The 11680-nt window shown below is 55.4% G+C and carries 14 protein-coding genes; 13 read left to right on the top strand and 1 reads right to left on the bottom strand.

Annotated elements, in window-relative coordinates:
* Window positions 1-186: 186 nt before the first annotated feature.
* On the bottom strand, window positions 187-1290 hold the full coding sequence (locus tag CHH75_RS22005; protein WP_095399166.1) for a YheC/YheD family endospore coat-associated protein: 1104 nt from the start codon (window positions 1288-1290) through the stop codon (window positions 187-189).
* A gap of 224 nt (window positions 1291-1514) precedes the next feature.
* Between CHH75_RS22005 and CHH75_RS22000 the strand changes: the two genes are divergently transcribed.
* The 13 genes from CHH75_RS22000 to CHH75_RS21940 all read left to right on the top strand — a co-directional run bounded on the left by CHH75_RS22000 (window position 1515) and on the right by CHH75_RS21940 (window position 11524).
* On the top strand, window positions 1515-2660 hold the full coding sequence (locus CHH75_RS22000; protein ID WP_095399165.1) for a glycosyltransferase family 4 protein: 1146 nt from the start codon (window positions 1515-1517) through the stop codon (window positions 2658-2660).
* Window positions 2661-2738: 78 nt separating this feature from the next.
* Window positions 2739-3302, top strand: a complete 564-nt coding sequence (locus tag CHH75_RS21995) for a WIAG-tail domain (RefSeq protein ID WP_095399164.1) — start codon at window positions 2739-2741, stop codon at window positions 3300-3302.
* Window positions 3303-3620: 318 nt separating this feature from the next.
* Window positions 3621-4379, top strand: coding sequence for a glycosyltransferase family 2 protein (locus CHH75_RS21990; RefSeq protein WP_095399167.1), 759 nt, complete (start codon window positions 3621-3623; stop codon window positions 4377-4379).
* Entirely contained in the window at window positions 4376-5446 is a 1071-nt protein-coding gene (locus CHH75_RS21985; protein ID WP_255223095.1) for a glycosyltransferase family 2 protein, read from the top strand. The genes CHH75_RS21990 and CHH75_RS21985 overlap by 4 nt, the downstream gene beginning before the upstream one ends.
* Window positions 5443-6204 (top strand): glycosyltransferase family 2 protein, encoded by a 762-nt coding sequence (locus CHH75_RS21980; RefSeq protein ID WP_095266764.1) that lies wholly within the window; start codon window positions 5443-5445, stop codon window positions 6202-6204. The genes CHH75_RS21985 and CHH75_RS21980 overlap by 4 nt, the downstream gene beginning before the upstream one ends.
* Entirely contained in the window at window positions 6201-6932 is a 732-nt protein-coding gene (locus CHH75_RS21975) for a sugar phosphate nucleotidyltransferase (RefSeq protein WP_095399163.1), read from the top strand. The genes CHH75_RS21980 and CHH75_RS21975 overlap by 4 nt, the downstream gene beginning before the upstream one ends.
* On the top strand, window positions 6929-7621 hold the full coding sequence (locus tag CHH75_RS21970) for a glycosyltransferase family A protein (protein WP_095399162.1): 693 nt from the start codon (window positions 6929-6931) through the stop codon (window positions 7619-7621). The genes CHH75_RS21975 and CHH75_RS21970 overlap by 4 nt, the downstream gene beginning before the upstream one ends.
* A gap of 125 nt (window positions 7622-7746) precedes the next feature.
* Window positions 7747-8037 (top strand): nucleoside-diphosphate sugar epimerase, encoded by a 291-nt coding sequence (locus tag CHH75_RS21965; protein ID WP_095399161.1) that lies wholly within the window; start codon window positions 7747-7749, stop codon window positions 8035-8037.
* A gap of 39 nt (window positions 8038-8076) precedes the next feature.
* Window positions 8077-8391: an alpha-helical endospore appendage domain-containing protein gene (locus CHH75_RS21960; protein ID WP_095399160.1), complete on the top strand. Its 315-nt coding sequence runs from the start codon at window positions 8077-8079 to the stop codon at window positions 8389-8391.
* The gene (locus tag CHH75_RS21955) at window positions 8388-8684 is read left to right on the top strand and encodes a hypothetical protein (protein WP_095399159.1); all 297 of its coding nucleotides are present in this window, start codon (window positions 8388-8390) and stop codon (window positions 8682-8684) included. Before CHH75_RS21960 ends, CHH75_RS21955 begins: the two co-directional genes overlap by 4 nt.
* Window positions 8685-8705: 21 nt before the next feature.
* Window positions 8706-9035 (top strand): hypothetical protein, encoded by a 330-nt coding sequence (locus CHH75_RS21950; RefSeq protein ID WP_095399158.1) that lies wholly within the window; start codon window positions 8706-8708, stop codon window positions 9033-9035.
* Window positions 9036-9258: 223 nt separating this feature from the next.
* On the top strand, window positions 9259-10365 hold the full coding sequence (locus tag CHH75_RS21945) for a CgeB family protein (RefSeq protein WP_095399157.1): 1107 nt from the start codon (window positions 9259-9261) through the stop codon (window positions 10363-10365).
* Between the two features lie 34 nt (window positions 10366-10399).
* Window positions 10400-11524 carry a glycosyltransferase family protein gene (locus tag CHH75_RS21940; RefSeq protein WP_095399156.1) on the top strand — a complete coding sequence of 375 codons (1125 nt, stop codon included), beginning with the start codon at window positions 10400-10402 and terminating at the stop codon, window positions 11522-11524.
* Window positions 11525-11680 lie beyond the last annotated feature (156 nt).

The following is an 11680-nucleotide window of genomic DNA, read 5'->3' as shown; positions in this document are numbered from 1 at the left end:
TGTTACGTGCATCAGCGCGTTACAAGCATTCGTGTTACTGCACTGGCGTTATATGCAAGAGGTACAGCAATCCATACCGGATGCTGCTCTAATAGCCAACTTCAGAAGCGATCCATCGTTCAGAGACGACGATGGATCGCTCATTTTTTTGTCCAGCCATGGCCATGACTTTACCCGCGTCAATGCCTACATCGCTGGCCAGGCTCCGCGATCATACAGATAGCGGGCAAAGGCCATCGGCGTTCGGTAGGACTGCTTCCAGGTCTCATCCATCCCTGCCTCTAAAAAACCGTAGCGCTGATCGCATCCGTTGCATTCTATAAAGTATAGCTTTCCATCCGGCGTAACCCCGATGTCCAGGCCGAAATCGGCGGCAAACGGAATATGTCTGGACAGCGTATGGGCGGTATGCAGAGCAAACTGGACCAGCCGCTCCAGCATCAGCGCTGTAGGGATATAGGGCAGACTCTTCGCGAGAATGTCCGGCACCAGATGAGCAGAGCCCCCCTGCGCAATGTTGGAAACAAATGTGCGCGGAGGGGACGTTTTGGCGAACATGCCGGTAACTTCCCACTCTCCGGAGCCTCCCCGTTGAACGGTAACCCGGATATCAAAGGGACGCCCCTCGTACTCAGCCAGCTGAATGCGTTCCTGAACGAGGAAGGCAGCTCGTGATATCCGGCGGTGTATAAGCGGGTGCAGTTTCGCGGCGGATACCCGCACGGTCCGCCATCCCTTGGCAGAGGGAGCGGAGCGGGAGTACGTCAGATAATACTTGCCGCTGCTGGCCCGAAGCCGCATAATGGCAATCCCGACGCTGCCGCTGCATGGCTTCAGCACGAGGTCGCCGTGCTGGTGGATCATCTCGCGGATGGACATCGGTGTCGCACGGACGGTATGGGGAAGCGCGGGAAGCATTTCGGGATCTTCCCCTAGCATGCGGTGGATGACATCTTTGCCATAGCGAGTTCGTCCGTTGTAAACATAGATGCCTTGATGCATTAACCGGTCAATGATGGAGAGTGCCCGCTTGTCAGTGTAGATGGCACGCAGATGAATGGCGCGCGGGATCGGAATCTGGACTTGAACATAGCCGGATTCGGCAGGAATGCAGCCGATGAGGGTGCCTTTCTCCGGAGACAGACGATCGATGGTTGTAAAACAAGGAACCAGCCCGTACATGGCAGCTGCTTCTTCATAGTTTTTCAGGGACAATCTGGCCGATCTACCGCCGGATAATCTGCGATACAGGTTGTTGTTGAGCAGTATGCCGACATAATCCGGATGCATGGTTATCCTCCTTGTCACCACTTTCATGTAGTCGATTGCTCCTAAACAGCTTATTCAGCGGTTGCCTGACGCGGGTGGACGGGTGTCGCGAGGGGATTGCCTATTCTTGAGCGAACCTGGTTTGCTCTGAACAAGCATGCGGATAGACAAGATTCCTGTGACGGTTGTCACCAATGACAGGTCCATCGGTATATGCTGTTGTATGATCAGAATGATGTGGAGTGATGGGAATGCGTAAGGTGGCGGTTGTAACGCCTGGATCATTTGTGATTCCTTCGGGAAGGAGCAGCTCGGTCGAGCGCGTTGTGGAACAGACGATTCCACTCGCCCGGGAGGCGGTCGAGGTGCGGATTTTTGGCGTGCTTGGACAGGGTCTTCCACCCAAAGGCATGATTAACGGTGTGCCTTGCTACCGTCTGCCAGCGGGAGCAGCCTACTATCCGTCGCTGCTGCGCAGGCTTCGCCAGTGGAGACCGGATGTGGTTGAGGTTCATAACAGACCCGTAATTGCCCAGCGGCTCAAGCTGCATCTTCCCGATATCAAAATGGTGCTGAATCTTCATTCCAATACGTTTATTCGCCCTCCATATATGAGCCGTGAGCGGTTCGGGAGCATCGCCCGCTGGGTGGATGCAATCGTCGTAAACAGCCGGTTTCTATACGAAGACATTACTTCCCGCCATCCCGAATTGGCCGATAAAATAACGATTAACCATCTGGGCGCGAGCCTGGAGCATTTCACGCCCCCCTTCAGTCCAGCGGCCAAGGCTCTTCAGGAAGCCAGGCTGGAGGATATGGGCTGGAAGGGAAGACGGATCGTCCTGTTTGCTGGCCGTCTCATCCCGGATAAGGGAGTTCACCATCTAATCGAGGCTTTGCCTCGCATTATCGAGCAACATCCCGAGGTGCTTCTGCTTATTATCGGAAGCGCGGCTTACTCCTCCGACCGGGAAACCGCCTATGTGCGGGAATTAAAGGCCTCGGCGGAGCCCTATCAGAACTGGGTTGCTTTCCGGCCATTCATCCCGTACCCTGCCATCGCCGATTGGTATGCCCTGGCTGATGTGGTTGTCGTGCCGTCTTCGGCCCGGGAGGCCTTTGGGCTCGTTAATGTAGAAGCAATGGCGACCGGGGTTCCGGTCATTGCCGCCGAATCCGGCGGGATACCTGAAATAGTGGAACATGGTGTGAACGGATTCCTGGTGCCAGGCGAGAATTTGCCCTCCGGACTGGCCGACTACATCAACCGGCTGCTGGATGACGAGGATCTGCGCCAGCGCATCGGCATGGCGGCCCATGAGTCGGTACGGCAGCGGTTTAGATGGGATCACACCGCAGAGCGGTGGGTCTCGTTGATGCAGCGAATCTAGCTAACGAATAGCGGTGGCAGGCGCCCTGTCCCTGGAATAAGATGGTCACAACGAATATAGCGTAAGGAGAGAGCTCATTTGAACAAGGCCAGAAGGATTGCGGCAAGAAGCAGCGGAAGACCTTACCGGCATCACGCAGGTCCTGCCAAGCAGCGGAGGTTCAGGGCGCCGGCTGATGCGGAGCCTGGCAGGAGGCGCATGTATGCAAGGCTGTATGAGGACACGGTCAATGCTTCGCATCTCCAGCATCGGAGCGTCCGGAGCGAAGCGATTGAAAACTATGCGGTTCACAGCATCCATCTGTCCCCCGAATCGATATCCAAGATCGCTCTCGCTTCTGTAGAACCGGAGCATCTGTCGTTCAATCCGGTACAGGGTGCTGCGGGCAAACCTCTGCTGCAGCAATTTGGATGTATGGACTTCGCCTTTCCGGCAGATGAGGAAGTTCTGGAGATTGCGATTCCGTTTGAGAAACGATACGCAGACAACGAATATACGCTGATCTGCTCCAGCAGCAGCCCTGGGTTTCATGCTTGGGTATTGTCCAGAGAGGCGGGGCAAGCGGTCGTCGGAGTCCGCAGACTAGAGGGTTCGGGGGAAGAGAAGGGGCTTTTGCACTGGATTGCAGTCGGCTGGTCATGAGTTAGAGGCAGGGAGAAGACAACTCCCTGCTTTTTTATCATTTCTGCTGGCTTTCATAGAGAAGAACTACACAGAAGCCGTTACGCCGTGAGCGGCACATCATAATATAGCATAGATTGCCGACAAGCAAATGACCCTGAAAGCTGAAGGGAGGAACCTGGTTTGCGGTATATACGGCGGTCAGTACGATCAACCGAAGGATTGGCACGTTTGACAACCAAGCCTGCATTCGCTGTCAGCCGAGCCATCAAAAGGGAAAAGCCCCGTGCGGCAGCATCTGCAGATGAAGCGGGGAAGTCTGCTCGACTGTCGGGGATAATGCGGGAGGAACCTGTTCCCATACGCAACCATCCAGATCCGCTTGTATCGGTTGTCGTCCCTGCAATGAACGAGGCAGAACGGATCGGGGCGGTTCTTGCCCAGGCAGGGGCGGTGCATCCCCAGTCGGAAGTGATCGTCGTTGCCAATGGATGCAGGGATCAGACAGAGGCAATTGCAGCGCGTATGGGAGCCAGGGTGCTGTCCTTTCCCGAACCGCTCGGTCACGATGTTGGTCGAAGCATCGGCGCAAGGGAAGCAAAGGGCGGGATTATTCTATTCATTGACAGTGATATGGTGATATCTGCTGAAGAGTTGAAGCCGTTTGTCTACGCTGTCCAATCCGGCGTGGATGTTGCGTTAAACAATTATAACGGACCGATTCACAGACAGCCTGTGCACCGGGTAATTCTCGCTAAATTCACGTTAAACTCGATGCTCGGAAGATCGGACCTGATGGGAGCCTCCATGACGGCAATTCCTCATGCATTAAGCCGGAAGGCGCTGGAGGTTATAGGGGCGGAGGCGCTGTCTGTTCCCCCGAAGGCGATGGTAACTGCAGTGTGCAGAGGCTTGCGAGTAGAGACGGTCCACAGCGTCGAAGTGGGCAAGAGGAATCCGGGCCGTTCCGCTGGAGCTGATCCGCTGGAGAGGCTGGTGCTTGGAGATCATCTGGAGGCGCTCTACGAATTGGCCATGCAACGCGGACCGCGCGGCGGTTTTTCCAATGGAGAAAGACGGCGAGATCTCGTGAGGTGAGCATATTGAAGCGGCTGAACAGAACGAAAAAAACGTGGGGGAGAAGCCAGCGGCAGGCACGCCAGTCACGCCCCAAGGGCTCCGGCCTGCGCCGGAGCGCGCCGAAGAAGCGTTGGCAGCGACGGGCTTGGTATGCCGGATATACTGCGGGACGAAGGGCGCTTCGACGCGGCGGGAGGCTGTCTCCGCGCGCTTTTGAACACTGGCTTGCCACCACCGGTCTTCAGGGGCTCCGGCTGAACTCATGGCTGCCTGAGCTTGCGGAATCCTTCCGGCGTGGATGCGCCAGAGGCAGCAAGGGCAGGCTTGGGACCGGGCCGCTGCCATCGGTGAAAGCCCGGGTCTCCGCTGTTGTCTTGGCCAGAAATCATGCGGCAACGATCACAAGCATGCTTCAGCAATTGAAGCAGCTGCCGCTTCATGAATTGATTGTGGTGCTGGATGGAAGCGAAGATAACAGCTTTAGCGCAGCTCGAGCCGTAGAGGGCGTGATCATTATTCATCTTCCGGAACAGGCAGGTCTGGATACGGCAAGAGCACTTGGAGCAAGGGCGAGCACAGGGGACTACGTTTTGTTCCTGAATGGGGACTTGCCGGTGCCTGCCCCGCAATTATATAGATTTCTTGCTGCGGCGGATCGGGGGGTGGAGGTTGCCCTGAATGACATAACTTCGCAGCTTCCTCCTTTTGCCGAGCAGACTGAAACGGTTCGCTGCCAGGCCTTTCTTAACCGGATGCTGGGGCGTGATGATCTCGGGGCGAATGCGCTCACGGTGCTACCGCATGCACTCAGCAGGCGGGCCATGGATGTGATCGGATATGCGAATCTGACGGTTCCGCCGAAGGCGCTGGCGCTAGCGATACAGAGAGGGCTTCGCATCGAAGCGGTTCATGCGGTGGATGCAGCAGGACGAACCGGAAGCGGCTTTTCCGGTCAGGAAGATCCCGGGCAAATTATCGGTGATCATATTGAAGCATTAACGGAAGTGATGGAGGAACAAGGGAGCCGTCTGCACTGGGGACAGGTGTCCCGGCAGGAGCTGGCTTTGCGGAGGAATGGGATATGAACGGAATGACGAGCATTATTATCCCGACATACAACGGTCTGCATTTGCTCCGGACCTGTGTAGAGCATATTCGAGCCTATACGGATGTCCCTTATGAAATCATTGTGGTCGACAATGGTTCTCATGACGGGACCGGCGCGTACTGCACCCAGGAGAAGCTGACCTTGATTTCCCTGCCGCATAATTTGGGCTTTCCCGCTGCGTGCAACTGGGGCATGAGAGCGGCCAGGGGGGACAATCTTCTGCTGTTGAACAATGACGTCTACGTGTCTCCACGCTGGTTGTCCGGACTCATAGACGCTTTGTACAGCAGCGAGGATGTCGGGATTGTGGGGCCGGTAACGAACTATGCTAGCGGTATCCAGCAGGTCGAGGTGGGATACAGCGACCTTGCGGGTTTTGTATCCGAAGCGGATCGCCGGAACGCGCCGGGGGCTCAGGACTGGCGGGAAGTTAGGCGCATCGTCGGATTATGTTATCTGTTCAAGCGATCAGTCATGGAGCGGATAGGATGGCTGGATGAGCTTTACTCGCCCGGACATTACGAAGATGACGATTACTGCTATCGCGCTCGTCTTGCAGGCTTCAGATTGCTGGTTGCCAATCATGTTCTGGTTCATCATGAGGGCAGCGCAAGCTTCCGGCACCGGTTCCCAAGCGGATTCAGAGAGCTTGTAGAACGTAATCGGAGACGTTTCCTGAACAAATGGAAGGTGGATCCACTACAGTTCATCGATGAGAGAGGTGGTGCATCATGAAGGGCATATTGCTGGCTGGCGGGAATGGCACCCGTTTGCTTCCGCTCACCAAGTATATTAACAAGCACCTGCTTCCAGTGGGGAAGCATCCGATGATCGCTTATGGCATAAGCAAGCTGCGCGAGGCAGGCGTGACCGAGATTCTGCTGATCACAGGCTCTCGCTCCCTCGGACTTTACGCGGAATATTTGGAGAATGGAAAAGATTTCGGGGTCAGTCTGACGTACAGGGTTCAGCACCAGGCTGGCGGCATTGCTGAGGCGCTTGAACTGGCGAACGGGTTTGTATCCCCCGGGGACAAATTCATCGTTCTTCTGGGAGATAACCTGTTCCAGGATGAGCTGACTCCCTATATTCGCTCATATATGAAGCAGCCGGCAGGATCGGCGATGGTTCTGCTGAGTCCGCAGGATCATCCGAATCGGTACGGGGTCCCGGTCTTTGCAGAGGATGGCAGCGGGAGCTTGCTGTATATCGAGGAGAAGCCGGAGCATCCCCAAAGTCAGTATGCCGTTACCGGCATTTACATGTACGACGATTCGGTGTTTGAGAAAATCCGCAAAATTCATCCGTCCCAGCGGGGGGAGCTTGAAATTACGGACGTCAACAATCTGTACGCCACCGAAGGCAAGCTGAAGTATGAACTGCTGCAGAAATGGTGGTGTGATGCCGGAACATTCGAATCTTTACAGGAAGCGGCCACTCGTATGAAGGATGTTCTGCCATGAACCGGGCCCGCTCCTCCCGAGGGCTGCCACCCGTAGCTGAGGAGCTGTATGAGGCCGGATTCCGGGCAGGCTATTCACTAGGTGTGCGCTACGGACGGAAGGATCGCTCCTGCCTCTATCCAGGCGTGAGCCTGGTTATCCCGGCGGACGGAAGCATCCCGCATCGCAGCATCATCCGCCAGCTCCAGGCGTGTACGCCTCAGCCTTATGAACTCATGGTTGCCATCTCAGGCGCAGCAGGAGGAAGCCGTAACCTGGCTCGAAGCCCGGCGGTGCGGTACATCCAGTCATCTGATGGCAGCATCATCACGGCCGTTAATCAGGCGCTTCGCGCTGCCCGGGGCGAGATGGTCGCTGTGCTTGCTTCCGGCGCCGCAGTCCGGGAAGGCTGGCTTCATCCGATGACCGCACGGCTTCAGCGAGGAGATGCCGTTCATGCCGTATATCAGGCGGAGGACTCCTTGGGTCTGGAGGGTGGCTACGGCGAGCCGAAGCCATCGTCGGGTGCGGAGGGGGTGATCAAGGGAGCACCGAGCTGCTTGTTGATTCGGCGTGAAGCGCTGAATATGTATGGCCATCTGAATGAATCTGAGGCTTCCATTCGGAACAGTATGCTGGCATGGCTGTTGCAGGTTCCGTCGTCCAATCGGCTCTGCTGCGGGGCGGATGGACTTGTGCTTCATCATTAAATTTGGGGGATGGTGACATTTAGGCTGGCCCAAGGGAATGTGAAGCCCGACCAACCGTTATAGCACCGTGTCTCGCGTGCCCGCATATGCTAAATCAACAAATTAAAGTGAAGGTGAGCTTAAGGATGGAGAGTCAAGTCAACGCTTTTTTATCGCATCTATCCCGTTCCCAGCAGCAGCTGGCGAGAATTCTGGAAGCCCAGCGACATGCTGCAATCCGGGCGGCTCAAATTATACATTCCCTGCCGAGCCAAGAGACGCCAAGAACAACCGGAACGAGGCGGTCGGAGGGACAGGCGGAGCAAGTGAACAAGAGCATTACAGCTTACTTGAATGCGATGGCTGATTTTCAGCAGACAGCTGCTGACAATCTTCAGGTGGTCATGAAGGAGCTCGGGGGTACCGAGGAAGAATAAACCGGAACACAGGCCGGGGGACCAAAGGCGGGAATCAAATTGAGCAAGGTAGAATCATTGATGCAGATGCTGGATGCAGCGGTTGTCATTCAGCGTGAAACCTCTCTTATTCTGGAGGGCAAGGCTGTCGAAGCGGAGAAAGTTTGCCAATGGGTTCTGTCCAACCAAGCTCTTGGAGCAGAGGGGCTGAAGGAACCGCTAGCTCTGCATGATCAGATCGTGGAGCAGATTGAAGGGCTGACCCGGATCGGCTCGGGGCTTTGCCGGAATTTGCGGATTATTCTGGGCACCTCGGATCAGGAGGATGGCGAAGGCGGCTTTGAAGAGTTTGATTTTGGAGAATCGGACGGATGATGTCGCGACTGGAGCAGGAGCAGACGGCAAAGATCGCCATGATTTCGTCGATCGCCAGCAGTCAACAGGCTTTGGCGAGCATCTTGGGCAGCATTGCGGACATTGCGGAGCATTCGGACATTACCGCCCGTCAGCTGGCGGAGAATATTCGGGTTCTCACGGCTTACCAATCTGTCATGACGGAGATGCTGACAGGCATTTCGCTGAACCGGATCAAGACCGGCAGCCCGGCAGCACCATGGTTGTCCTCCGCGTGCGGGCCGGAGCGCAGAGCCGCCGCGGAGCATCATTGATCTATAGGGGAGGAAAACAGCATGAAAATCAGATCAGGCGTACGAAATGGGAAACGGGTCAAAGGGGCTGGCAAAAGAGGCGCCCTGACCAGACACAAAAGACGGAAGGCAAGCCGGCTTGTGGCCAAGCCAGCCCATTCCAGACGGCGCCGGGTAGGCAGACGTCACGGCAGCGCGGTTGGGAAACAAGGGAAAAGCGGGTATCCGCAGCCGACGGCCGCTTACGGCGAAGGGTTTAACCAAGCCTATGACGAGGGCTTTAAGACAGGCTTCTCTCAAGGCTATGAAGATGGACAAATCCCTTATCCATTGCCGGAGGAGTCAGTGCAAGAAGAACCAACACCGGAATAAATGAGTGTGTTTCATAGAATTTAACGATATGGCGGTCTTTGTGAGCGGGTCTCGCAAGGACCGCTTTTTATCGTGCGGCGGAACTCCCCAGCATGCTGAACATAAGCGCATAAGTACGGGCATCCGCCAAATTCCCACTCTCCAAGACAACCGTCCATGATGCATCCGTCCTCGCGGCATATAGTTATATGAACCTTAGAAATCTCGCTAAAGACAGGTGAGGATGGTGAGTTTGGCACGAAGAGCAGGACATCTGGAGGGCTACCAGTCCGGATATCGCGAGGGTTACCGATTGGGAGGGTATCAGGCTTTGCTGGAACGCATCGCAGGCCCGGCTCTCCCATCATACGATCTGAAAGTGGTGTATATCCCGCAAGGCTTTGAATCCATTGATGATGGAATTATCAGCGGTCTTCGCGCTATGGTTCGCGAGCTGATCATCGGCACACCAGGCAGCATCACGGAGCTTGCATTACGCGAGCAGCCGGATGTCGTTCTGATCCTGAACGGGCTCCATGTATTCCCTGATCATTTCGAGCTTCAGATGCAGCAGCTCCGGGAGAGGGGGATTCGGACGGCCATCTGGTTTGTCGATGACCCGTATTTCACGGAGGATACGAGCCGGCTGTGTTTGCACTTTGACTATGTGTTCACACATGAACTCAGCTGTGTCGAGCTGTACCGTCAGCGGGGGGCCAGGCAGGTCCATTACTTGCCCCTTGCCGTGCATCCCGAGCTGTTCCGCCCGGTGCATGCCGGTCCAGCGTATCAATCCGATATTTGCTTCATCGGCAACGCCTTTCGTAATCGGGCAGCCTTGTTTGATGCGCTCGCTCCTTTTCTTAAAGGGAAGAAAGTGCGGATCATCGGGGGGTTCTGGCAGCGGCTGGCGCGTTATAAAGAGCTGTCCCCGTTTGTGTATAGCGGATTTATCCCGCCTGCGGAAACGGTCAAATTTTATAACGGGGCCAAAATGGTCATTAATCTGCACAGACCTTGTGAGTACGGGGAAGACAACCGCAACTCGCTCCATATCGCAGGCCGCTCGATCAATCCGCGCACGTTTGAGATCAATGCTTGCGGAACTTTGCAAATTACGGATGTTCGGGAGGATCTGTCGGTCTATTACACCCCTGGCGTTGATATCGAGACCTTCGGATCGGTCCAGGAATTAAAGAACAAGCTGGCCTATTATTTGGCGCATGAGGAGCATCGCAGAAGCATTGCGATGAAGGGGCTTGAGACCACTCTGTCCCGTCATACCTATGCTCATCGGTTGCCCCGGCTGCTTGATATCCTCTCGGTTCAAGAGGCTGCTGCGAGGAAGTAAGCAGTCACTACCATCATACGAAGGAGTGAAACGAATGCCTGGTTTGTTGGCGCGAAGAGCGCTACGCAGCGGCGCAGCCAGCTCCTATCAGCGAGGTCGGAGTGTTGGCCTGCAAGCAGGATACGAGGAAGGCTATTTCCGTGGAAAGGCGCAGGGGATCGTGAATCGGCTGGCCTATGCGCCGCCACTGCGAAATTTGCATGTCTTGTTTATCGGTTCGGGGAAAGGCTTTCCTTACTCCCCCATTGATGAAGCTATTGCTGCTACATTGCAAGGGATGGTCTCTCAACTGACCATGTCCAACGCAAGGGAGAATATAGCCGAAATTGCCAGAACCACAATGCCAGATCTTGTGCTCGTTCTGGACGGCATGTATCTGCCGCCTGAACAGATGGATGCGGTGCGGGCCATGGGCATCAGAACCGCCGTCTGGATGACGGATGACCCTTATTATACGGACATGACGGTGGGCTGGGTGCTTCATTACGATTACGTGTTCACCCTGGAGATTCACTGTGTGGACTTTTATCGCAATATGGGATGCCCACAGGTGCATTATTTGCCTTTCGGAGCATATCCGGTCCATTATCGCCCGGTCGTGAAGCCGGCGGCTCCGCGCCGGGAAATCGGCTTTGTCGGTACAGCATATCCGAAGCGGATCCAATTTTTCAGACCGATCATGGATCGTCTGATGCGTCACAATACGGTCATAAACGGCAATTGGTGGGATAAATTCCCGGGCTATACACAGTACAAAAACAAGATGGAGATCGGTAAATGGATGGGCCCTGCCCAAACAGCGGACGTATACAACAACATTAAAATCGTCATCAACCTGCATCGGGCTCCCGATGATAGTGAGATCAATCAGAACAGAATGAACATCCCGGCAGCCTCGCCGAATCCGCGGACCTTTGAAATTAACGCCTGTGCAACACTGCAGCTGTGCGATGTTCGCGATGATTTGGCACGGTTTTACACCCCGGGAGTCGAGATCGAAACCTACAGTTCTCAAGAGGAGCTTCTTGAAAAGGTTCAGTACTACCTCGTACATGAGGCTGCACGAAAGCAGATCGCTCTTCGGGCGCTTGAGCGGACCTTCCGGGAGCACACTTACGCGCACCGGCTGAACCAGATGCTCTCGATCATTTTCCCGTGACGGAAGTCGAAGACGCTGGGACGGACCTTAGGAAATAGATGACACAGATGGCGCTAAACTCGAGCCACCCTGTGTCTGGTATTGAAGTGTTCAACTGGCTGATAAGGAGGTGAATCGCATCCGGCACTGCCGATGCCTAGCGATTGCTGATGCGGA

Source organism: Paenibacillus sp. 7541 (assembly GCF_002276395.1).
GTDB classification, from domain to species: domain Bacteria; phylum Bacillota; class Bacilli; order Paenibacillales; family Paenibacillaceae; genus Paenibacillus_AQ; species Paenibacillus_AQ campinasensis.
Note: the sequence above shows the minus strand (reverse complement) of the source record. Positions and strands in the feature narration are given on the sequence as shown.

Coding starts and splice junctions, on each gene's coding strand:
- CHH75_RS21980 (WP_095266764.1), top strand. CDS start 5,443: ATGAACGGAATGACGAGCATTATTATCCCGACATACAACGGTCTGCAT.
- CHH75_RS21965 (WP_095399161.1), top strand. CDS start 7,747: ATGGAGAGTCAAGTCAACGCTTTTTTATCGCATCTATCCCGTTCCCAG.
- CHH75_RS22000 (WP_095399165.1), top strand. CDS start 1,515: ATGGGAATGCGTAAGGTGGCGGTTGTAACGCCTGGATCATTTGTGATT.
- CHH75_RS21955 (WP_095399159.1), top strand. CDS start 8,388: ATGATGTCGCGACTGGAGCAGGAGCAGACGGCAAAGATCGCCATGATT.
- CHH75_RS22005 (WP_095399166.1), bottom strand. CDS start 1,290: ATGCATCCGGATTATGTCGGCATACTGCTCAACAACAACCTGTATCGC.
- CHH75_RS21990 (WP_095399167.1), top strand. CDS start 3,621: ATGCGGGAGGAACCTGTTCCCATACGCAACCATCCAGATCCGCTTGTA.
- CHH75_RS21940 (WP_095399156.1), top strand. CDS start 10,400: ATGCCTGGTTTGTTGGCGCGAAGAGCGCTACGCAGCGGCGCAGCCAGC.
- CHH75_RS21945 (WP_095399157.1), top strand. CDS start 9,259: ATGGTGAGTTTGGCACGAAGAGCAGGACATCTGGAGGGCTACCAGTCC.
- CHH75_RS21970 (WP_095399162.1), top strand. CDS start 6,929: ATGAACCGGGCCCGCTCCTCCCGAGGGCTGCCACCCGTAGCTGAGGAG.
- CHH75_RS21975 (WP_095399163.1), top strand. CDS start 6,201: ATGAAGGGCATATTGCTGGCTGGCGGGAATGGCACCCGTTTGCTTCCG.
- CHH75_RS21950 (WP_095399158.1), top strand. CDS start 8,706: ATGAAAATCAGATCAGGCGTACGAAATGGGAAACGGGTCAAAGGGGCT.